General features: G+C 67.9%; 25 protein-coding genes and 1 tRNA gene. 16 read left to right on the top strand and 10 right to left on the bottom strand.

Going from position 1 to position 19,222, the window contains the following annotated elements:
* Positions 1-221: 221 nt before the first annotated feature.
* Positions 222-896 carry an MspA family porin gene (locus ON29_RS24520; RefSeq protein WP_040870007.1) on the top strand — a complete coding sequence of 225 codons (675 nt, stop codon included), beginning with the start codon at positions 222-224 and terminating at the stop codon, positions 894-896.
* Positions 897-963: 67 nt separating this feature from the next.
* On the top strand, positions 964-1,635 hold the full coding sequence (locus ON29_RS24515; RefSeq protein WP_040869858.1) for an MspA family porin: 672 nt from the start codon (positions 964-966) through the stop codon (positions 1,633-1,635).
* A gap of 162 nt (positions 1,636-1,797) precedes the next feature.
* Here ON29_RS24515 and ON29_RS24510 read toward each other — a convergent pair whose 3' ends face one another.
* From ON29_RS24510 to ON29_RS24505, 3 genes are all read right to left on the bottom strand, one after another.
* The gene (locus ON29_RS24510) at positions 1,798-2,463 is read right to left on the bottom strand and encodes an SAF domain-containing protein (protein ID WP_040869857.1); all 666 of its coding nucleotides are present in this window, start codon (positions 2,461-2,463) and stop codon (positions 1,798-1,800) included.
* Positions 2,464-2,551: 88 nt separating this feature from the next.
* Positions 2,552-2,857 (bottom strand): FmdB family zinc ribbon protein, encoded by a 306-nt coding sequence (locus ON29_RS35025; RefSeq protein WP_083864045.1) that lies wholly within the window; start codon positions 2,855-2,857, stop codon positions 2,552-2,554.
* A 69-nt stretch (positions 2,858-2,926) separates the two neighbouring features.
* Positions 2,927-3,535, bottom strand: coding sequence for a 5-formyltetrahydrofolate cyclo-ligase (locus tag ON29_RS24505; RefSeq protein ID WP_040869855.1), 609 nt, complete (start codon positions 3,533-3,535; stop codon positions 2,927-2,929).
* A gap of 68 nt (positions 3,536-3,603) precedes the next feature.
* On the opposite strand from ON29_RS24505, the gene ON29_RS24500 reads away from it, so the two are divergent.
* From ON29_RS24500 to ON29_RS24480, 5 genes are all read left to right on the top strand, one after another.
* On the top strand, positions 3,604-4,560 hold the full coding sequence (locus ON29_RS24500) for a UTP--glucose-1-phosphate uridylyltransferase (protein WP_040869854.1): 957 nt from the start codon (positions 3,604-3,606) through the stop codon (positions 4,558-4,560).
* A 151-nt stretch (positions 4,561-4,711) separates the two neighbouring features.
* A complete protein-coding gene (gene glp / locus ON29_RS24495) occupies positions 4,712-5,968 on the top strand; it encodes a molybdotransferase-like divisome protein Glp (RefSeq protein ID WP_040870005.1) in 1,257 nt (418 codons plus the stop codon).
* 12 nt (positions 5,969-5,980) lie between these two features.
* Complete coding sequence (locus ON29_RS24490) at positions 5,981-6,631, top strand: GNAT family N-acetyltransferase (protein WP_040870003.1); 651 nt, start codon at positions 5,981-5,983, stop codon at positions 6,629-6,631.
* 263 nt (positions 6,632-6,894) lie between these two features.
* Positions 6,895-8,013, top strand: a complete 1,119-nt coding sequence (gene sepX / locus ON29_RS24485) for a divisome protein SepX/GlpR (protein ID WP_040869853.1) — start codon at positions 6,895-6,897, stop codon at positions 8,011-8,013.
* A gap of 91 nt (positions 8,014-8,104) precedes the next feature.
* Positions 8,105-8,180 (top strand) — tRNA-Ala (locus ON29_RS24480).
* A 168-nt stretch (positions 8,181-8,348) separates the two neighbouring features.
* Here ON29_RS24480 and ON29_RS35020 read toward each other — a convergent pair.
* Positions 8,349-8,696: an alpha/beta hydrolase gene (locus tag ON29_RS35020; RefSeq protein ID WP_245549096.1), complete on the bottom strand. Its 348-nt coding sequence runs from the start codon at positions 8,694-8,696 to the stop codon at positions 8,349-8,351.
* A gap of 227 nt (positions 8,697-8,923) precedes the next feature.
* Between ON29_RS35020 and ON29_RS24470 the strand changes: the two genes are divergently transcribed.
* The gene (locus tag ON29_RS24470) at positions 8,924-9,232 is read left to right on the top strand and encodes a type II toxin-antitoxin system Phd/YefM family antitoxin (protein WP_040869849.1); all 309 of its coding nucleotides are present in this window, start codon (positions 8,924-8,926) and stop codon (positions 9,230-9,232) included.
* Between the two features lie 4 nt (positions 9,233-9,236).
* A complete protein-coding gene (locus ON29_RS24465) occupies positions 9,237-9,758 on the top strand; it encodes a type II toxin-antitoxin system RelE family toxin (RefSeq protein WP_040869847.1) in 522 nt (173 codons plus the stop codon).
* A gap of 21 nt (positions 9,759-9,779) precedes the next feature.
* Here ON29_RS24465 and ON29_RS24460 read toward each other — a convergent pair whose 3' ends face one another.
* On the bottom strand, positions 9,780-10,997 hold the full coding sequence (locus ON29_RS24460) for an epoxide hydrolase family protein (protein WP_051175552.1): 1,218 nt from the start codon (positions 10,995-10,997) through the stop codon (positions 9,780-9,782).
* A 103-nt stretch (positions 10,998-11,100) separates the two neighbouring features.
* On the opposite strand from ON29_RS24460, the gene ON29_RS24455 reads away from it, so the two are divergent.
* Positions 11,101-11,667, top strand: a complete 567-nt coding sequence (locus ON29_RS24455; protein ID WP_040869845.1) for a CGNR zinc finger domain-containing protein — start codon at positions 11,101-11,103, stop codon at positions 11,665-11,667.
* A 53-nt stretch (positions 11,668-11,720) separates the two neighbouring features.
* Here ON29_RS24455 and ON29_RS24450 read toward each other — a convergent pair whose 3' ends face one another.
* From ON29_RS24450 to ON29_RS34005, 3 genes are all read right to left on the bottom strand, one after another.
* Positions 11,721-12,257, bottom strand: coding sequence for a hypothetical protein (locus ON29_RS24450; protein ID WP_040869999.1), 537 nt, complete (start codon positions 12,255-12,257; stop codon positions 11,721-11,723).
* 388 nt (positions 12,258-12,645) lie between these two features.
* A complete protein-coding gene (locus ON29_RS24445; protein WP_040869843.1) occupies positions 12,646-13,017 on the bottom strand; it encodes a DUF2511 domain-containing protein in 372 nt (123 codons plus the stop codon).
* Positions 13,018-13,184: 167 nt separating this feature from the next.
* Positions 13,185-13,634 carry a hypothetical protein gene (locus ON29_RS34005; protein ID WP_051175551.1) on the bottom strand — a complete coding sequence of 150 codons (450 nt, stop codon included), beginning with the start codon at positions 13,632-13,634 and terminating at the stop codon, positions 13,185-13,187.
* Between the two features lie 137 nt (positions 13,635-13,771).
* On the opposite strand from ON29_RS34005, the gene ON29_RS24435 reads away from it, so the two are divergent.
* The gene (locus ON29_RS24435) at positions 13,772-14,398 is read left to right on the top strand and encodes a TetR/AcrR family transcriptional regulator (RefSeq protein WP_083864044.1); all 627 of its coding nucleotides are present in this window, start codon (positions 13,772-13,774) and stop codon (positions 14,396-14,398) included.
* Here ON29_RS24435 and ON29_RS24430 read toward each other — a convergent pair.
* Positions 14,382-15,047 (bottom strand): TetR/AcrR family transcriptional regulator, encoded by a 666-nt coding sequence (locus ON29_RS24430; RefSeq protein ID WP_040869841.1) that lies wholly within the window; start codon positions 15,045-15,047, stop codon positions 14,382-14,384. The two genes, ON29_RS24435 and ON29_RS24430, sit on opposite strands and share 17 nt — an antisense overlap.
* A 101-nt stretch (positions 15,048-15,148) precedes the next feature.
* Between ON29_RS24430 and ON29_RS24425 the strand changes: the two genes are divergently transcribed.
* The 3 genes from ON29_RS24425 (at position 15,149) to ON29_RS24415 (ending at position 17,124) form a co-directional block, all read left to right on the top strand.
* Positions 15,149-16,618 carry a cytochrome P450 gene (locus tag ON29_RS24425; protein WP_040869840.1) on the top strand — a complete coding sequence of 490 codons (1,470 nt, stop codon included), beginning with the start codon at positions 15,149-15,151 and terminating at the stop codon, positions 16,616-16,618.
* Positions 16,615-16,800, top strand: a complete 186-nt coding sequence (locus ON29_RS24420; protein WP_040869838.1) for a ferredoxin — start codon at positions 16,615-16,617, stop codon at positions 16,798-16,800. Before ON29_RS24425 ends, ON29_RS24420 begins: the two co-directional genes overlap by 4 nt.
* A gap of 90 nt (positions 16,801-16,890) precedes the next feature.
* Positions 16,891-17,124 (top strand): metallothionein, encoded by a 234-nt coding sequence (locus ON29_RS24415; RefSeq protein ID WP_040869836.1) that lies wholly within the window; start codon positions 16,891-16,893, stop codon positions 17,122-17,124.
* Between the two features lie 29 nt (positions 17,125-17,153).
* Here the strand turns inward: ON29_RS24415 and ON29_RS24410 are convergent, their stop codons facing one another.
* Positions 17,154-17,891, bottom strand: coding sequence for a uracil-DNA glycosylase (locus ON29_RS24410; RefSeq protein WP_040869834.1), 738 nt, complete (start codon positions 17,889-17,891; stop codon positions 17,154-17,156).
* 354 nt (positions 17,892-18,245) lie between these two features.
* Between ON29_RS24410 and ON29_RS24405 the strand changes: the two genes are divergently transcribed.
* A complete protein-coding gene (locus ON29_RS24405; RefSeq protein WP_040869994.1) occupies positions 18,246-18,689 on the top strand; it encodes a GyrI-like domain-containing protein in 444 nt (147 codons plus the stop codon).
* Positions 18,686-19,120 (top strand): effector binding domain-containing protein, encoded by a 435-nt coding sequence (locus tag ON29_RS24400; RefSeq protein WP_040869832.1) that lies wholly within the window; start codon positions 18,686-18,688, stop codon positions 19,118-19,120. Before ON29_RS24405 ends, ON29_RS24400 begins: the two co-directional genes overlap by 4 nt.
* Positions 19,121-19,222 lie beyond the last annotated feature (102 nt).

Raw genomic sequence — 19,222 nt, 5'->3', positions numbered from 1 at the left:
ATCCTAGTCGGATCGTTTATGTTGCGTGACGAATTGCCTGAATTTCCGGAAAAGTCTGGTTGATACCGAATAGCATTGTTTCGTCCGAGATCGCTCGATGACGCGATGGTCGGCGGATCGTCTGGTGGACAGCACATTCCACCGAGCGCGCCGTCGGCTTTGGAGGGACACGTCCGCCTCGACACCCTGGGGTGGGCGGATGCAACCTGATGAGGAAAAACATGAGCAAGTACCGCATCAACGGTCTGTCTCGAGGCGTCCGCGTCGCGGGCGCCGCTGCCGTGGCAACCGTGGCCACCGGTCTGTTCTCGACCGGCGCCGCCGACGCCGATACCTTCGTGCCGTTGCCGGACGGCCACAAGGTAGGCCCTGGCGTGAACATCGCCCGTACGGGTGAGCGCGCCCTGATCTCCCCATCCCTTGCCGCGAACGGTGCCGGCCGTGTCGTGTGGGTTTCGGGGAATGCCGTCGCCGACGTCGCCGTGACGCCGGAAGGTGAAATCGGCCCCAACAACGGGCCGACCGGGAATCCGGGTACGAATAATTCATCCACCCACGGTGCGTCGCAGTTGAGCACCGGCTACATCGTCGGCTGCCAGGTCAGCATCGCCGACGACGCCATCTCCGCGGGCGTGTCGGGCAGTGTGAACCTCAGTGGCGCGAGCGCCGGTGGTTCGATCGGCATCAATCTCGGTCCCGGTGAGGTCAAGTTCGTTCAGATCGATTACAAGGACATTCTGAAGCCGGGTGTGTACTCGGTGGAGTATCAGGATGCCGAGATTCAGATCCAGGGCTGCGCGGGTTACGCGCAGGCGCGTTCGTACACGGTCGTCGAGATCATCGGCGATCACTACTCGAAGACCACCCTCTACGGGATGCCGTTCAGCATCGGCTGAACGCGGGTCGGATCCATCAAATCTCTTTTCGCTGAAGCGAACTCGATTCTCTAGGGGAATTACCATCATGTTCGATCGTAAAAAATTGGCGCGCGTGGCCGGGCTGTGCGCGTCCGCGGCCATCGCGGTAGGTCTGCTCTCCACGGGTGCGGCGAACGCCGACACCTTCGTCCCGCTGCCGGGCGGCGAGCTGACCAAGACGCTGTCGGACGGCACCGTCGTGACCATTCGCCTGGTCGGCGAGTCCGCGACCATCAGTCCGTCCATGGGCGCTACACCCTTGCACCGCAACGCATGGGTGTCCGGTAGCGCACAAGTGGACCTGTCGGGCTCGGCGGGCGGCAAGATCTTCCCGGGCTACACCGTCGGCTGCCAGGTCAACATCGCCGGTGGCGGTGCCACCGGTGGCGTCGACGGCAATGTGGACTGGAGCGATGGACAGAACGTCACCGGCGGCGTCGGCGCCAACTCGGGCGGCAATCTGTCGTTGGGTCCGGGGCAGTCGAAGTCGTTCTATGTGCTCGATCTGGAGCAGGCGGATGATTTCGGTAACGAGACGCACAAGACCCGTAATGCGTTCAAGGGCACGTCCGGTTCGGTGACGTGGGCCGATGAGACCATCGGTCTCAACGGTTGCGGAGGCTACGCCCAGGCGCGTGCTTTCGTCAGCGTCGAGGTCGAGACCGACAATGTCATCACCTGGGTGACGTTGTGGGGAGCGCCTTTCAGCCTCGGCTGAGCGGGAGAGTAACGCGCGCAACGCGAACGGGCTCGTCGATGACGGGCCCGTTTCGCTTGCGGCGCGGGTGAATTGACCGCGCTGGTCCGGCTCTCGGCGAGCAGATCGCGAATCTGCATCAGCACCTCTCAGTGTGGTGCTTCGGCGAAGCATGTCGGCGGGTCAGTGGAAGACGACGGTGAGCGCGGTGCGCAGTGACGCCGCGGCCACGGCGGTGGCGTGCTCGGCGTCCATCGCCACCAACACCACGCGTTCCGCGGCTCCGCGTCCGTCACCCGCGCCGGCGACGAGGATGATGGCGGAATCGGTGGCGAGGGTGCGGGCGGAACGGGTGCCGGGGCCGTTCGCGTCTTCGGCGCCGATCACGTCCACGCGATCACCCGCGCGCAAGATGTCGGCGACCGCAGTGTCGGCGAGGCGGATGGGCACGATGCGCGCCTCGCGCGCGCCGGTCGCCGCCGCGGCCAAACGCGGGCCGACGACGCGTAGATCGGTGAAGACCTCTCCCTGCCGCATGGCGCCGGTCAGCGTCGCGCCGACGAGCACGGCGGGATCGGCGACCGCACCCGCGGGCAGCGTGCCCGCTTCGCGCGGTGCGGGGCGCAGGTCACCTGCTTCGAGGAGTCTTCCCGGCGCCAGATCCCGGCCCGCGACGAGGACCGTCGTGCGTTCGGTATCCGGGTCACCGCGAAGGAAGAGCAAGACCGCGACGGCGGCGAGCGCGGCCGCGAGCAGCCGTCGGGCGAGCACGGCGTCGGCCCAGGGCGGTCGCTGCCACCCGGCCGGATTCCAGCCGTCGGGGCCGAGGTCGGCGAGTACACGAGTCATGGCCGGATCCTATGGCCGGACGCGCGCTCACCCGGCCGGGATCACGGTGGGCTGTGGATAGGTGACTGGCTGTGGAAAACCCGTCGAATCAGCTGGCCACGGCCGTGCTGGTGGATGCGGTTGACCCGCTCGACGACCCGGAACTCGACGACCCGGAGTCGGAAGAGGAACTCGAACCGCTGTCGGACTTGGCCGGCTCGCTGGCGGTCGTGGAGCCGCCCCGGCTGTCGGTGCGGTAGAAGCCGCTGCCCTTGAAGACGATGCCGACCGAGTTGAACAGCTTGCGCAGCTTGCCGGAGCACTCCGAGCACACCGTCAGCGCCTCGTCCGTGAAGGACTGAACGATGTCGAAGCGGTTGTCACACTGGGTGCACGCATACGAGTAAGTAGGCACAGGATCCTCCGCGGTGTTCGTCGATCTGGCACTCTACAGCCGACAGTGCCAACACCGCCAATCGGTGTTTCATTCCCCAGCGTAATGGTCGCCCAAGCGGCGCAGGCCGCCCTGTGGTGTGAGCGCCCAGCCCATGCGCCGATCGTGCGGCTCCTCGGGCAGCCGGTCGACCAGCTCGTCGTCCCGGACCACCGCGACCAGCCGCGCGTCCGGACGCGCGGCGGGCAGCGTGCGGTCGTAGTAGCCCGCGCCACGGCCGAGTCGCACCCCGCGCAAGTCGACCGCGAGGGCGGGGACCAGGATCAGATCGGCCCGGGTCACGGCGTCCGGCGGCAGCACCGCGCCGGTGGGTTCGAGCAAGCCGTAGCGGGCCCGCCGCAGCGCGTCCGCGCCGGTGTACTCGGCCCAGCTCAACGGCCCCGGCGGCCCGGTGACCGGCAGGAGTATCCGCGCGCCACCGGCCAGCAGCGCATCCAGCATCGCCGTCGATCCCGGTTCACCCGCCACCGGTACGTAGGCGCAGACCCACCCCTGGGCTTTCAGGGTGTCCATCGCCGTGGCCAGGGCGAACGCTTCTTTTTCGCGCTCCGTGGCGCGCATCACAGCTCGCCGGGCGAGTAGTTCGATGCGCCATGCATGTTTATCGCGCTCGCCGGGCATCTTCACAGTGATCACCATAGGCTCACCCCGGGACCGAGTCGGCTCGACGCCGATCCGGCGGCGTGATGGATGGATAGGGTATGCGTATGACAGCAAAGTCCGGACAGCCCGGTGGCGCCCCGGCGGAGTCGTGCTTCCGCACGGCCGTGGTGCCCGCGGCCGGGCTCGGAACACGGTTCCTGCCCGCCACCAAGACGGTGCCCAAAGAACTCCTCCCGGTGGTGGACACCCCCGGCATCGAGCTGGTCGCCGCCGAGGCGGCCGGATCGGGCGCCGAGCGCCTGGTGATCGTCACCTCCCCGGGCAAAGACGGCGTGGTCGCGCACTTCGTCGAGGACTTGGTGCTGGAGAGCACGCTGGAAGAGCGCGGCAAGTTCAAGCTGCTGGAGAAGGTGCGCAAGGCGCCGGGGCTGCTCGATGTGACCTCGGTGGTGCAGGAGGAGCCGCTCGGGCTCGGGCACGCCGTGGCCCAGGCCGAGCAGGCCCTCGACGACGACGAGGACGTCATCGCCGTCCTGCTGCCCGACGACCTGGTGCTGCCCCGCGGTGTGCTCGACGTGATGTGCCGGGTGCGCCGCAAGCGCGGCGGAACGGTGCTGTGTGCCATCGACGTACCCAAGGACGAGGTCAGCGCCTACGGCGTGTTCGACGTCGCGCCGGTGCCGGACGCGGTGAACCCGAACGTGCTGCGCGTCAAGGGAATGGTGGAGAAGCCCGCGCTCGCCGAGGCGCCGTCCACGTTCGCGGCCGCGGGCCGGTATCTGCTGGACCGCGCGATCTTCGACGCGCTGCGCCGCATCGAGCCCGGTGCGGGCGGCGAACTGCAACTCACCGACGCGATCGCACTGCTGATCGCCGAGGGACATCCGGTTCATGTGGTGGTGCACCGTGGGTCGCGCCACGATTTGGGCAACCCGGGCGGTTATCTTCGTGCTGCGGTCGATTTCGCATTGGAACGAGAGGAATACGGCCCCGCCCTGCGCGAGTGGTTGCAGCACCGCCTCGGTCCGGACTGGGATCCGCAGCTGACGACCGACGACTGAGGGACCCGGCCGGGGGTTTCGCCGAGCGTGGACCGTCGGGTACGAATGATGGTCACCGCGGTGCGCGCGAATGCGCTTGCGCCGCGGCGGGATCGCGCGTGCCCGCGCAGGCGAGACCGGATGGAGTGCGGAGAGGATCAGGAAGGGCTGGATGCGCTCGGTTGAGGATCAGCAGATCAAGGTGACCGCCGCGGCGGTCGCGCCCCGGCCGGTCCGGGTCGCGATTTCCGAGGCCCAGGGTCTGCTGTGCGCCGAGGACGTCGTCACCGAGCGGCCGTTGCCCGGCTTCGATCAGGCCGCCATCGACGGTTACGCCGTGCGCAGCGTCGACGTGGCTTCCGCCGGGGCCGACATCCGCGACGAAGCGGGCGACCTCGTCGACCTGACCCTCCCGGTGGTCGGCGAGGTGGTCGCCGGTTCGCGTCAGCCGATCCGCTTGCAGCCGCGCCAGACCGTCCGGGTGGACACCGGCGCGCCGATGCCGACTCTCGCCGACGCGGTGCTTCCGCTGGATTTCACCGACGGCGGCCGGGCCAGGATCAAGGTGTACGAGCCGGTGCGCTCCGGCGATTACGTGCGGCGCATCGGCGACGACGTGCAGCCGGGTGACGTGGCGGTGCGGGCGGGGACCATCATCGGCGCCGCGCAAGTCGGTCTGCTCGCGGCGGTCGGTCAGGACAAAGTGCTGGTGCATCCGCGCCCGCGACTATCGGTGCTCTCGGTGGGCGGCGAACTGATCGATATCGATCGCACGCCCGGCCCCGGCCAGGTCTACGACGTGAACTCCTACGCGCTGGCCGCGGCCGCGCGCGATGCCGGCGCGGACGTGAATCGCGTCGGCATCGTCAGCTCCGATCCGCGCCGGTTGCGCGACGTGGTCGAAGGCCAGCTGGTGCGCTCCGAGGTGGTCGTCATCGCGGGCGCGGTCGGCGGCTGGGCCTCCGAACAGGTCAGGGAGGCACTGGAAGGACTCGGCGAGCTCGAAATCACGCGCGTGGCCATGCATCCCGGTTCCGTGCAGGGCTTCGGCCGGCTCGGCCGCGACGAGGTGCCGACTTTCCTGCTGCCGTCCAACCCGGTGGGTGCGCTGGTGGTATTCGAGGTGATGGTGCGGCCTTTGATCCGAATCGCGTTGGGGCGCAGGCAACCGATGCGCCGGATCATCAGCGCGCGGACCATCACCCCGATCAGCTCCATGGCCGGGCGCAGGGGATATCTGCGCGCGCAGCTCATGCGGGACGAAGCGACGGGTGAATACCTCGTACAGCCGCTCGGCAACGGGAACTCCTCCTCGCACCTGCTCGCCACGCTCGCCGAAGCGAACAGTTTGATCGTGATCGACCCGGACGACACCGAGATCCGTACCGGTGACGAAGTCCAGGTCGCCTTTCTCGCACAGCGTGGCTGAGACGTGGACGCGATGAATGTCTTCCGGGCCACGCAGCATCCGGGGTGGCCCGCGCGACTGGGCCCGGTCCGGGTGGCGGCGGGAAAGGTGACCTTGCGTCCGGTGCGGTTGCGCGATGCGGCGGCCTGGAGCCGGATCCGCTTGCGCGACAGGGCGCATCTGGAGCCGTGGGAGCCGACCGGCCGCGGGTCGTGGGAGGCGCGCAACCACGCCTCCAATTGGCCGTCGCTGTGGTCGAGTCTCAAGGCGGAAGCCAGGCGTGGCGCGATGATCCCGTTGGTGATCGAAGTCGACGGCGTGTTCAGCGGGCAGTTGACCGTCGGCAATATCGTGCGCGGCGCCCTGCGCTCGGCCTGGATCGGCTACTGGGTGGCCAAGGATCTCAGCGGGCAAGGTGTCGCGACGGCGGCGTTGGCGATGGGCCTCGACCACTGCTTCGGGCCGGTCGGTCTGCATCGGGTCGAGGCGACCGTCCGGCCGGAGAATCTGGCCAGCCAGGCGGTGCTGCGCAATGTCGGTTTCCGGGAAGAGGGACTGCTACGGCGCTACCTCGACGTGGACGGCGCCTGGCGGGATCACCTGCTGGTCGGCATCACCGTCGAGGAGCTGGCCGGAACGGTCCTGGACCGGCTGGCGCGAGAGGGGCGCGTCACCCTGCTGTAGATCCGGCCACCCGGCCGCGGTGACATTGGTGGAAATGTGACAGGTGTGGCGGATGTGCACGGCGCGCCTGCCGGAACTTGGTGCTACCCGGAATTAGCCTACGGACGTCGATGGTGCGTCTTGCGTCATCGGCACAGAGCCTGCGAGGGGACCGGCGTCCGCGCCGCTGCGTCGGACGGGGGCCGGCCGAGGGCGGAGCGTGTGACGAACCGCTCGCGGGCCGAGCCGGACAAAACCCCAGGCGGGACGGAGGTGCTGACGCGATGCCGAATTCGATCCTGTGGATCGGGCTGGTCGTGCTCTGGGTCTTCGTCCTGTTCCCGATCCTCGCCGATCGCCACCCGAGAATCCGCCGGACCACCGACGCCGCGCTGGCGACCAGGGTCCTGCATCGCGGCGGAGGCAAACGACGTCTGCGGAAAGGCCCGGCCGCCGGGCACGAAACCGATCCCAACTGGCGGCCTCGCCGCGTACCGAGGAAGTATCCCCACAGCGATGATGCGGAGGACCGGATGACGACACCGGCCGACGAGCCCGTCACCGAGACCGACGAGGAGAACATGCCCGCGGCCGACGACGTCGCGGCATCCGACATCGCTGACGCCGAAACGGACGACACCGAGGCCGACGACTTCGGGACCGAGGCACCGGACGAGGCCGAGCCGGACGAGGCCGAGTCGTACGAGGCCGAGTCGGCCGCCGCGCGGTCGGCCGACGCCGAAGCCGCTGAAGTCGCTGCGAAGATCGACGCGGAGACCGATGATGGCGGCGTGGGCGCATACCACCCCGAGACGGTCGCGGCCAGAATCCCGCCTGCGCGCTCCACCGCGCCCGCGCGCGTGGAATACGACGAGTACGACGACTACGACGGCGGAGGCTCGGCGGAACAGGATTTCGTCCCCAGTCGTCGTGGCCGGGGCGGTTACGACCCCGAGGCCGACGCCATCGCGCGCGCGGCCCGCTACACCTTCCGGCAGCGCGCCGTGCTCGGCCTGCTGCTCACCGGCATCCTCTCCGGCGCGCTCGCCTTGGTTCTCACCCCCTTGCTGTGGTGGGCCTGCGGGCTCGCCGCCACCGTGCTGGTGACCTACCTGGCCTACCTGCGCAAGCAGGTGCGGATGGAGGAGGAGATCCGCCGCAGGCGCGCCGCCCGCCTCAACCGTGGCCACCAGGACGAGGCCGATCCGCACGCCCGTCGAACCCGCGCCTCACACGGCACCATGGACCGCGACACCGCCCGCGCCCTGCGCCGCCGCTCCACCCTGGTCGACCCCGACGACGAAGACCCCATGTTCGCCCACCTCGACCCCTTCGACCCCGCCACCGCCCGCGCCCTGCGCACCCGCGCCAACGGCGACATGCGCCGCGCCGCCGGCGCATAGTCCCCACCTGTTCCCGCAGGTCAGGGCACCGATTCGGAGTCTGGGCGGATGGCCTGATACAGTGTCACAGCGCGGTTCCCCGGAACCGCACGGGGCTATAGCGCAGTTGGTAGCGCGTCTCGTTCGCATCGAGAAGGTCAGGGGTTCGATTCCCCTTAGCTCCACCAAAGGTCTTTCAGCGACTCGCCACCTCTTCGGGTGGCGAGTTCTGTTTGCGGCAGGTACCGCTTCAGCACGCTTCGTGCCAGCACCGCGGCTGTGCTGGGTTCTTCACCTCGCTGCGCGGCCGTAGCTCCGGCTTGTACGGCATCCAACTCGGCCATGCCGGTTTAAGCTCATGTCCTGTGATCTAATTGTCGACCCTCGCTCTCGCCATGACCGCGAAGATCGAAGCGAAGCGAGGCGAATCCTGCATCGGCCAGACCTGCGGCCAGGCGAGTGAAGAAGCCGCCCTCCTCGCGGGTGACGCCCCCGCCGTGTACCAGCGGGACGGCACGCGCCGCTGGCTGTTCGGGGGTGACGATGGTTCCTGCAAGGTGGAGGCCGTCGAGTGTGCGGATTCGGGTGGTGGCACCGGCTGAGGGCACCGAATCAGTGAAGCAGAGGTGCGCACCCGCGACCAGGCGGCGCTCACAATTGCTCCGGTCAATCCCGAACTTTGCCGCCAGGTCGTATACCGTCATCCCGCTGCGGTAGTCCTGTGCTAACGATGCCCGCTCCTCCTTCGGCAACCGCCGCATCCGCTTCTGCGAAATCGTGACCGAACAGCTTCCGATGGCCCCGGTTTCGCTATCGGCCGACCGCCGATCGCCGACTCCTCGGTGAAATCCAGTAGGTCCTGTCACGCGCAGGTGGTTCCTGCAGGCGGCACGGCATAGATAATCTAGCTAGAATTCTGTACAGTTACGGCATGTCCATCCTGCGCAACACTCATGAGCTGAGCGTTTCCGACGCCTCGCAGCGAGGTGTCGCTGGACTGGTAGCGGATGCCGAACGGGGCACCGACCTCGTGGTCACCCGCCATCATCGGCCGGTTGCGGCCGTGGTCAGCATGGCTCGGCTCGCCGAGTTGGATCGCGCGGAGTCCGACCTGCGTGATCTCGCACTGGTGCTCGCCCGGGCCGCGACCGACAGCGGGAACCGAACGTCGCTGGACGATGTGCTCGGCGCATTCGGTCACACGAGGGAATCTCTCGCCGAACTCGACGACCACGAGTAAGTCGATGGTCGAAGTCCTCTTCACCGACGCGGCAATCGACGACCTTCGAAAACTCGGTCCCGACGCTGTGCCCAAAATCCTCAAAAAGGTGCTCCTGCTGCTGGATTCACCGCACGCAGGCTATCCACTCGGCGGCGAACTGACCGGGTTCCGCAAGCTGGTCGTCGGCCGCAACACGTGGCGGATCGTGTACCGGGTCGTCGACCAGCAGACGATCGAGATCTGCGAGATCTGGACGATCGGAGCACGCGCCGACTCCGAGGTCTACGCGGAAGCAACTGCCCGTATCGTCGCGGCGGCCGGTCGGCTACCGGAATTCAGCAAACTCGGCGAAGTGGTCCAGCGACTCGGCCGCAGTGCCGAATCGCTCGGAATTCCACCGACACCGATCCGCGAACCTGTCCCCGATTGGCTCGCACAGCGATTGATCCACACGGTCGGCATGGCTCCTGCCGAGGTCGCGGCACTCAGTCTCGAACAGGCGGTCGACCGCTGGGCCGAATACACCTCGCGGCCATCAACATAACTCGGCCGGGCACGGCCGCGTTCACCGATTAGCGTCCAGCACCGCTGCGAGGCCTTCTTGCAGGTCTTTGACGAAATACTCGGGGACCTCCAGCGACGGGAAATGGCCTCCGGTTTCGGGGGACGTCCATCGGACGATCTGTCGGTATCGCTGCTGTGCCCAAGGGCGCGGACACTTCTCGATGTCGCGGGGATACATAGTGAGTGCTGAGGGGACGTCGACCCGGAGTTCGGGGTCGAGCGAGTTGTGGCTCTCGTAGTAGATGCGGGCCGACGACGCTCCCGTCCGCGTCAGCCAATACAGGGTGACGTCGTCGAGAATGCGGTCTCTGGAAATCGTCTCGAACGGGCTGTCTTCGGTATCGCTCCACTCGGCGAACTTGTCGAGGATCCAGGCGATTAGCCCGACCGGTGAGTCGACGAGCGAGTAGCCGATGGTCTGTGGCCGGGTCGCCTGCTGCTTCGCGTACGCCGCGCGGTGGCGCGTCGACGATCCGCTCCAGAAATCGCGGGTTTCCTCGGTCCATTCGCGCTCGGCCGCCGTCAGCCCGTCCGTTGTCATCCCGGGCGGCGCCTGCGCGAATGTCGTGTGGATGCCGAGAACCTGCGCCGGGAACCTGCCGCCGAGAACCGTGGTGATATTGCCTCCCCAGTCGCCGCCGTGGGCTGCGAACTTGCTGTAGCCGAGCCTTCGCATCAGTTCCACCCATGCGGCCGCGATCTTTTCGGTTCCCCACCCGGTGGTGGCCGGTTTGTCGCTGTAACCGAAGCCTGGTAGCGACGGGACCACGACGTGGAACGCCGGCGCGTCCGCGTCTTTCGGATCTGCCAGCTCGTCCACTACATCGATGAACCGAGCGATGCTGTCCGGCCAGCCGTGCGTCAAGATCAGAGGAGTGGCATCCGCGCGCGCGGATCGGCGGTGCAGGAAGTGGATTCCCAGATCGTCGATGGTCGTGCGGAATTGGCCGATCCGGTTGAGACGCTCTTCGAACGACCGCCAGTTGTACCCGGTGCGCCAATAGTCCACGACGTCGATGAGGTCGGCGAGAGGAACGCCCTGGTCCCAGCGGCGAGGGTCGGGGGCGGCGCGATAGACCGTCTCGGCCTCCGGTAGCCGCGCCGCGGCTAATCGCGCGCGCAGCTCGTCGAGGTCGGCGTCACTCGCGTGGGCTTCGAATGCTTGCACGCCGACGGGGTCGGGCGGGAAAACCGGATCGAGGTGGCCGAGTGCGGACATGAGACCTCCTGGTCATCGCGGAACCGGCTACGGCATATCGAGAACCGGCTAAGACGGTTCTAACATGGCTCCGCATCGCCCTGCAACCAGCTAAGGTGGTTCCATGCCTGCTGGGCCTCCTGACTTTCGCCTCGGTAACGTGCTGGCGACCAGCTTCACGGGGACTCTGTCGGAGCGTCATGGCGACCCGGTGGAACGCATTCCCACGCCGCAGCGACTCGTCGACTGGCTGGTCGTGAGCGGCCTGGCCGTGGACTCCTGCACCACCGCTCAGCTCGAACTCGCCCGGGAACTGAGGGAATCGATTCACGCCGCCGCGACAGCGGCCGCGATTCATGACCCTCTGCCCACGTCTGCCGTCCGAGTCATCAATGACCGCAGCATGGCGGGGCGGGCGGCGGCCATTTTGACGCCCGAGGGCGGTCGTCAATGGCGGCTCGGCTCGGCTTCCTGCGTAGAAGATGCCCTAGGCGTGATCGCCGCCGACGCGATCAGCATTATCGCAGGCGAACGCGACGGAAAATTGGCCCTGTGCGCATCGCCGACCTGCCGAGCCGCCTTCTTCGACACCAGTCAGAGCCGCACCCGCAAATGGTGTGACATGAACACGTGCGGGAATCGTCAGAAGAAGGCGCGCTTCAATGCCAATCAGCGCAAAAACAAACGCTGAGCCAGGTGGCTTTCATGCCGGTGCACCCGTATCGGGCAGAGCTGCCCGGTGGCTCAAGCAGTCGCGCTACGCAGGGCGAACCAGCCGGTGCCGGGGTCGGCGAAGCCGTGGTACATCAGGCGGACTCGCTGGTCGACCTCGAAGAGGCGGTAGACCGCGAGCATGGCGCGGGCGGTCGCTTCCTGCTGGAAGTCGTCGATGCGGCGGTAGCCGATGGGGTGTTCGGGGAGCAGGGCCAGGCGGGTCAGTTCGGTGGGATCGGTGAGGTCCAAGCCGATCGGCGCGGCGTCCGTGATGTGGTGGTCGTGCAGGATGTCGTGGACCTGATGGGGATCGGGGCGGCCGGTACGGAACTCGTGCAGTTCGGGACGTAACCCTGGGTCCCCGGCTGCCGGTTCGTTCTCGACCATGTCGATTACCTCGGCGTCGGGGGTCGGTGCGCCGGTGTCGGTGGAGAGCGGGGTCTGTTCGAGTAGGTGCAGCATGTTGCCACCGGGGATCAGCGGCTCCGGTGCGAGGAACAGCGTCACCGTGGGGCAAAGGCAACCTGGGCCGACCAGGCAGACGCGTAGATGGAACGAGTCGGGCATGCGGCCCTCCTGCATGGGGTGGACCGGATGCACCGGCCCTCGCTGGATCGGGACTTCGAGTTGCGCCGATCGCGAAGCTGCCGCGGCGCTTCGACGGTCGACCGTGCCGCAATTCCCCAGTCTAGGAGCCGGGCCCAGCTCGCGCACCGCCATCACCCGCTTTCGTCGGCGAATCCGCCGAACGCCCGCGATGTCCTCGGATTCGGCCGCTCGTTCACGACTGGATATCCCTGCTGTGCGATGGTCGTCATCACGGGGGCGCCCGAGATTCCACTCTCCATCTCGGCAGCTGTGAACGCCTGAGCCGTGACGTTCATCGGGTGATGCACCTGCGCGTCGCTCTGCTCCTGGTAAGAGGCGGCGAGGAGCCGGGGAAAGCTGCCGGTCGTCAGCCGGAAAGATGGCAGAGTGCGAGGGTTTTGCTACGCATGGCTCCGAGGCTGATCTTGTCGCCTCCCGCACCGGTGGCGCGAAGGGGTTCGATGCTCGCGATTCCGGCGGCGGAGGCGTTGTCGTTGAGCGCGTAGGCGGTGCCGTCGGGGGCGATGAACACGGCGAGGTCGCCGGGCCGGCATTCCAGGGTGCCGTGGTCGACGGTGAGCGGCCACAGGTAGCCCAGATTCTCGCCGCTGATCGCCTGACTGCTGGAAGTCGGCGTCGGGATGGGTGACGGAACCGGGTGCGCGGGATTCTTCGGACCTGACCCGCCACCGCATGCGGAGGTCGCCAACGTGCCTGCGATGAGACCGGTGACCAGCATCCGCCGGAGATCCCTGCGGCGAGTATCGAGATCAACGCGCTTTTCCGACACGGACATCCGTGTATCCCCCCTTTTGCGTCGCGCCGACTCGAGGCGCTCGGAACGCAGCCTACTGGCGGAAACCGACGCAGCGCCAGGGATGCGGCGCGGAAGGCGGAGTCGAACCCTCAGTTGATCTTGATCTCGACCGGCGGGGCCGCCACGTGCGGGTAGTCGGTTGTCACGTCGACCTGTACGCGGCCGGGGCCGGTGGGCAGGGCGGCGAAGACGGTTCCCGGTGGTTGGTTCCCAGCCGTGTCGTCGCGGATGGGGACGGCCACGGTGCCCGCGGCGCCGGTGTCGAGGTTGCGCCAGTTGGCGAACGCGGTGAAGGCGCACGGCGTGTCCACCGGGGTCTGATTGGCGAAGCTGATGCCGAAACGGGCCGCACCGGGTGTTCCGGTGGGCGAGGAGACGCCTGCCCGGCCTTCGCCGTAGCAGATATCGCCGAAGGTGTAGACCACCCCGATATTCACGAACGCGGGTTCATCTGCCGTCGCCGGGGCCGCCGACGCGGCGAACCCGCCGATGCACAGCGCCGCGACCAGGGCGCGTCCCGCCGGCTGTCTGCCTAGCACTGTCGATCACGCTCCTTCTTCGTCGAATCGAGCACTCTCGGACGGCCATTGTGCCCCGCCCGGGACCGTTCGCGGTCCGATTCCCGCGCATCGTCGCCGCGGTATGCGCGGGACCGTGACCGGCCTAGCATCGGTACGTGGAGCGAGGATCGTTGCTGAAAGCGCGGGCGGGCGGGAAACTGCACGGCGGTAATCACGGCATCGCGCCGGAAGACGTGGTGGCCGCGCAGCGGGCCCGCCTGCTGGTGGCGATGATCGAGGCGGCCGCGGACAAGGGCTACGCGGCGGCGACGGTGGCCGACGTGCTGAAACGGGCCGAGGTATCGCGGATGACCTTCTATCAGCATTTCGCGAACAAGGAGGCGTGCTTCCTCGCCGCCTACGACATGGCCGTGGAGATCGTGATGACCCGGATCGCGGGAGCGCTCGCCGCCGATGGAACGCCGCTCGAGCGGATAGACCGCGCACTCGACGCGTATTTCTCCACCCTCGCGCAGGAACCGCAGGTCGCGAAGGTCTTTCTGGTCGAGGTGTACGCGGCGGGCAGGGCCGTGCTGGAGCGGCGGCTGGCGGCCCAGGCCGCTCTGGTGGACGGATTCGCCGCGGCGCTCGGCGCGGCCCGGCCGCATCAGCGGCTGGCGGGCGAGGCGGTGATCGGCGCGGTCGTCTCCTTGGCGACCAACCGCGTCGTCGCGGGCGACTTCGCCGCGCTGCCCGGGTTGCGCGAGCCGCTGATGTCGTCGTTGATCAGGAATCTGGTGTGAGACCGGACAGTCGCGCGGCGACCACGGGCAGCCGCTCGAGCATCGCCACGGTGAAATCGCCGAGCAGCGCGATCAATCCGTCCCGGTCGACGTCGAGTCCGCCGTCCAGCCAGACCATGACCAGCTCGGCCGCGCCGCCGGTGATCAGCTGCGAGGTCGCGGCGATGGCGGTGTCCTGCCCTTCGGGCAATTCGAGTACCAGGCGCGTCTGCTCGATGATGACGTCGGCGACCTGGCGCATGCCCGCGAACCTGCTGCGCATGAGCGCCTCGGCGCCGTAGGTCTGGGCGAAGGCCACCTTCGCCCGGCGCGGATCGTCGGTGAGTTCGACGATGAGGGCCGCGACCCCGGCGCGGATCCGGTCGGCGGGCGTGCCCGCGGTCTCGGCGATGGCGGCCTTCGCCCGGTCGAGCGCCGCCTGCTGGATCTCCACCAGCACGCCGGAGGCGAGCGCGTCGCGGTCGGGAAACGCTTCGTAGAAGAAGCGCGGGCCGACTTTGGCCTGTTCGCAGACCCCGCGCACGGTCAACGCCGACAGTCCCTGGGTGCCGATGATCTCGAGGCCGGCGTCGAGCAACCGCCTGCGCCGGTCCTCACGGCGCTCGGCCGTGGAGGCTCCGCGGTAGGTGCCGCTGACGGTTCGGGTCACCACGCAAGCTTGGCACAGTCAAAATTGGGAAACAAACGTTTACGGAAACGTATGTTTCCTCTATCGTCGGACTACCGCAGTGTCGCGAAGGGAAGCCGGTCATGAGTCTGCTTGTGCCCCAGTCGTTCGATGAGGTCTCCGGCACGATCCGCCGAGCGCGGACCACCTGGGCGTGGCATGCGCAGCGGGCGGCCGCGCGGGCGGTCGCGCATTACCCGGCGCCGGTGCGGCCGCTGGCCGATCCGCCGCAGGGTAGCGGACTGAAACCGGTGCTCGGCGACTTCGGGCTTCCCGGTATCGGGTACACCGTGCACGCCTTGGCCGATCCGATCGGATTCGCGCGCACCCGCTTCGATCGCTTCGGTCCGGTGCAGTGGTTCGGCATGCTCGGCAGGCGGATGGTCACCTTCGGCAGCCCGGAGGGGTACGAGGCGGTGATGCTGGACCGGAACAAGGTGTTGTCGGCGCAACGCGGCTGGGAGTGGCTGATCGGCCCGTTCTTCCGCGGCGGCTTGCTGCTGCGCGACTTCGACGACCACCTCTTCCACCGGCGCGTCATGCAGCAGGCTTTCACACGTCCGCGGTTGATCGGCTACCTCGAAATGACCACGCCGCGGATCACCCGCGGCATCGCGCAATGGGAGCCGGCCGACGACTTCCGCGTCTACCGCGCGATCAAGAAGCTGCTGCTCCAGCAGGCCACCGAGGTCTTCGCGGGCGCGCAAGCCGGCGTCGGCGCCGCACGGCTGGAGCGCGCCTTCGAGGATGCGGTGCGCGGTGGGGCCGCGCTGATCCGGGCGAACGTGCCGGGCGGGGTGTGGGCCCGCGGCTTGCGCGGGCGCCGGGTGCTGGAGGAGCACTTCCGCCGCGAGCTGCCCGCCAAGCGCGCGGGCGACGGCAACGATCTGTTCAGCGTGCTGTGCCGGGCGAGCACCGCGGAGGGCGAGACCTTCACCGACGACGAGGTGGTCGAGCACATGATCTTCGTGATGATGGCCGCTCACGACACCAGCACCATCGCGGCGTCCATGCTCGTCTACGAGCTGGGCAGGCATCCGGAATGGCAGGAGCGGCTGCGCGCGGAATCCGTCGCGCTGGGCAAGCCCGCGCTCGACTACGACGACCTCGACCGCCTGCCCTCGCTCGACCTCGCGTTCAAGGAGGCGCTGCGGGTCTACTCGCCGGTGGCTCAGCAGGTCCGCGAAACCATCGCCGACACCGACATTCTGGGCTACTACCTGCCGAAGGGGACGTTCATCCTGTGCGGGACGTACGGGCTCATGCGCAACGAGGAGTATTGGCACGACGCCGACACATTCGATCCGGAGCGGTTCGCCGACCACCGCCGTGAGGACAGATCGCACCGCTTCGCGTGGGCGCCCTTCGGCGGCGGGGCGCACAAGTGCATCGGCCTCTACTTCGGCGGCATGACGGTCAAAGCCGTGGTGCACCAGATGTTGTTGCGGTATCGCTGGAGCGTGCCGGACGGCTACGAGCTACCGCTGGTCGCCGGGACCGGACCGGTGCCCGCCGACGGCCTGCCCCTCCGGTTGGAGCGGATCGGCCGATGAGGATCGTCGCCGACCGCATCGTGTGCGCGGGCCATGGCATGTGCGAAGCGCTGGCGCCGGATCTGTTCCGGGTGGGCGAGGACGGCATCGTCGTGCCCGCGGACACGGTCGCGCCGACCGAACGGGAGCTGCTCGAACTCGTCGTGGACAGTTGCCCGGTCCAAGCGCTGCGCCTGAGCTGAGGTTTCCCGATTCGTTTTGCGTCGACGGCGCTGGGTACCGCGAACTGCGACGCGCTAGTCCATTCGACGCGAGAGGACCGGTGAGACCAGATGGCCACCTGCGAAACCTGCGGAAACGAGTACGACAAGACGTTCACCATCACCCGCGACGGGGAGTCCGCCACCTTCGACAGCTTCGAGTGCGCGATCAACGCCATGGCGCCCACGTGCACGCACTGTTCCTGCCGCATCCTCGGCCATGGGGTGGAGGCGCGGGGAGACTACTTCTGCTGCGCGCATTGCGCCCATGAAGCAGGTCACCCGGCCCTGGTCGATCACGTCTGAATCGCGCGACAGCGGCGATGCGGGAGCGATCACCCGCGCGGTGCGTGGCTTCGCCGTACCTCGAGCCCGGCGGTTTCGGCCGCGTCGGCGAGGACCGCCTCGAGCATGGCCGGAGTGAGTCGTCCGGTGAAGGTGTTCTGCTGACTGACGTGATAGCAGCCGAACAGGTGCAGCGGGTTCCGCTCGGCGTCGGTCGCGGCCAGTTCCACGTGCGCGCCGTGGCCGAAGCGCGGGCGCGGGCGCGGCACCACCCAGCCCGCCCGTGCCAGTACCGGGAGCAAGGCTTGCCAGCCGAACGCGCCGAGTACCACCACCGACCGGACGGTGGGCGTCAGCAACCGCAACTCGGTATCCAGCCAGTGGGCGCAGCGATCCCGTTCCTCGGGCGTCGGCTTGTTGTCCGGTGGCGCGCAATGCACCGGAGCGGTGATCCGCACGCCGTCGAGCCGCAGGCCGTCGTCGAGGCTGATCGCGGTCGGCTGGTTGGCGAGGCCGACCGCGTACAGCGCCGCGTAGAGCACGTCGCCGCTACGGTCGCCGGTGAACATCCGCCCGGTCCGGTTACCGCCGTGCGCGGCGGGCGCGAGTCCGACGATCAGCATCCGCGCGTCCGCCGGGCCGAAGCCGGGGACCGGGCGGCCCCAGTAGGTCTGGTCGCGGAAGGCGGCGCGCTTCTGTCTCGCGACGAGCTCTCGCCAGGCCACCAGACGCGGGCAGGCGAAGCAGTCGGCGACCGCCGCGTCGAGTTCGGCGATGGTCCGGCACATGTCAGTACCGGTTGTTCGGGTCGGCGGCGTGCTCGCGGGCGTGCCCGGGCGCGGCGCGGCGGTGCCGGTCGGAGATCGGCGTCTCGTTCATCAGAACTCCGTTCGGGGGTGCCCGAGGGGCGAACCGGACGATCATGCCCACTATGCATCAGCGCGACCCGCCGGTGCCGTCGGCCGCCCATCGCCTCCGTCCGGACCGTACCGCTTCGGACATCTGTCCAGTTCAGCGGGGTGATCGCGCGGTCGTCGGGGGCGATGTGTGATCGGTACCACCCGGTCCGGGTTGGTAGCATGGCGATTCCGACCGACCGGACGCGGTGGTTCACCTCCGGCTTTCTCCGAAAGAGTCTTTCCATGCAGTTTGAAATCGTCGAGCGGGACGAGACGTGGGTTGCCGGGCTGCCGGTGCGTAGCCCCAAACGTGCGCTCGGGGAACTGCGTGACCGTGATCTGGAGGCCGCCTGGGCCGCGGTGTTGCACCAGGAACTCGGCGGCCCGCTGGCCAGCGCCTACACCGATTACACCGGCGAGCTGGGCACCTACAACACACAGATCGTCGGCTATCAGTGCGCCTCGTTCGACGAGGTCACCCGCGGCCACCTGGTCGCTCGGCTGCCGGGCGGGGCCTACGCCCGGTTCTCCTCGGTCGGCAACTTCCCGCAGGTGATGACCGACCTGTGGACGCAGATCGCCTATGCCGAGGAGCACAACCAGATCAAACGGACCTACACCGGCGATTTCGAGTGCTACCCGCACGCCTACAAGATCGATCTGTACCTGGCGGTCGACGCGCGATGAGCTATGCGATCGTGGTGCGTGCCGAGGCGATCTACGGCGGGCTGGTGGTGCCGCGGGTGCGCCCGAGCTTCAAGGTCAGCAACAGCGACCTGATCGATTTCCTCAAGGACCGGCTGCGCGACCGGGCCGGCGACGACCATCCGATGTACACGGTGTACGTGCCGGATCCGGCCGGGAACTACAACGCGGTGGTCTGCTTCGAGTACCCGTCCCCGGACGCTGTGCCGGTGGGCGACGTCTTGGTGCGGGTGCCGAAAGGCGTTTATGCCCGTTTCGCGCCGAATGGCGACTATCACGATCCCGTCGAGGACGTCTGGGCGCAGGTAGATGACGCGACGGCGTCCGCCGAGATCACCCGGGCTTACCGCGAGGAGATCGAGGTCTGGCACGGGCCGGAGTCGGTCGAGTTGTTCATTTCCATCCTCGTTTAGCTTGCTAAATAGTAACTACCCTCGAACCGACTGGTCTCCACGTTATTTCCGATTGCGATTGCGCCGGGTTTGACCTGCAAAAATATTGCATGTACCGCAGAG

Source organism: Nocardia exalbida NBRC 100660 (assembly GCF_000308575.1).
Lineage (GTDB): Bacteria > Actinomycetota > Actinomycetes > Mycobacteriales > Mycobacteriaceae > Nocardia > Nocardia exalbida.
This window is presented reverse-complemented; position numbering and strand designations above follow the sequence as displayed.

Bases quoted from the DNA above. Each gene is read 5' to 3' on its own strand.
- ON29_RS24520 (WP_040870007.1), top strand. From the start codon at position 222: ATGAGCAAGTACCGCATCAACGGTCTGTCTCGAGGCGTCCGCGTCGCG.
- ON29_RS24515 (WP_040869858.1), top strand. From the start codon at position 964: ATGTTCGATCGTAAAAAATTGGCGCGCGTGGCCGGGCTGTGCGCGTCC.
- ON29_RS24510 (WP_040869857.1), bottom strand. From the start codon at position 2,463: ATGACTCGTGTACTCGCCGACCTCGGCCCCGACGGCTGGAATCCGGCC.
- ON29_RS24505 (WP_040869855.1), bottom strand. From the start codon at position 3,535: ATGGTGATCACTGTGAAGATGCCCGGCGAGCGCGATAAACATGCATGG.
- ON29_RS24500 (WP_040869854.1), top strand. From the start codon at position 3,604: ATGACAGCAAAGTCCGGACAGCCCGGTGGCGCCCCGGCGGAGTCGTGC.
- glp (WP_040870005.1), top strand. From the start codon at position 4,712: ATGCGCTCGGTTGAGGATCAGCAGATCAAGGTGACCGCCGCGGCGGTC.
- ON29_RS24490 (WP_040870003.1), top strand. From the start codon at position 5,981: ATGAATGTCTTCCGGGCCACGCAGCATCCGGGGTGGCCCGCGCGACTG.
- sepX (WP_040869853.1), top strand. From the start codon at position 6,895: ATGCCGAATTCGATCCTGTGGATCGGGCTGGTCGTGCTCTGGGTCTTC.
- ON29_RS35020 (WP_245549096.1), bottom strand. From the start codon at position 8,696: ATGACGGTATACGACCTGGCGGCAAAGTTCGGGATTGACCGGAGCAAT.
- ON29_RS24470 (WP_040869849.1), top strand. From the start codon at position 8,924: ATGTCCATCCTGCGCAACACTCATGAGCTGAGCGTTTCCGACGCCTCG.
- ON29_RS24465 (WP_040869847.1), top strand. From the start codon at position 9,237: ATGGTCGAAGTCCTCTTCACCGACGCGGCAATCGACGACCTTCGAAAA.
- ON29_RS24460 (WP_051175552.1), bottom strand. From the start codon at position 10,997: ATGTCCGCACTCGGCCACCTCGATCCGGTTTTCCCGCCCGACCCCGTC.
- ON29_RS24455 (WP_040869845.1), top strand. From the start codon at position 11,101: ATGCCTGCTGGGCCTCCTGACTTTCGCCTCGGTAACGTGCTGGCGACC.
- ON29_RS24450 (WP_040869999.1), bottom strand. From the start codon at position 12,257: ATGCCCGACTCGTTCCATCTACGCGTCTGCCTGGTCGGCCCAGGTTGC.
- ON29_RS24445 (WP_040869843.1), bottom strand. From the start codon at position 13,017: ATGCTGGTCACCGGTCTCATCGCAGGCACGTTGGCGACCTCCGCATGC.
- ON29_RS24425 (WP_040869840.1), top strand. From the start codon at position 15,149: ATGAGTCTGCTTGTGCCCCAGTCGTTCGATGAGGTCTCCGGCACGATC.
- ON29_RS24420 (WP_040869838.1), top strand. From the start codon at position 16,615: ATGAGGATCGTCGCCGACCGCATCGTGTGCGCGGGCCATGGCATGTGC.
- ON29_RS24415 (WP_040869836.1), top strand. From the start codon at position 16,891: ATGGCCACCTGCGAAACCTGCGGAAACGAGTACGACAAGACGTTCACC.
- ON29_RS24410 (WP_040869834.1), bottom strand. From the start codon at position 17,891: ATGTGCCGGACCATCGCCGAACTCGACGCGGCGGTCGCCGACTGCTTC.
- ON29_RS24405 (WP_040869994.1), top strand. From the start codon at position 18,246: ATGCAGTTTGAAATCGTCGAGCGGGACGAGACGTGGGTTGCCGGGCTG.
- ON29_RS24400 (WP_040869832.1), top strand. From the start codon at position 18,686: ATGAGCTATGCGATCGTGGTGCGTGCCGAGGCGATCTACGGCGGGCTG.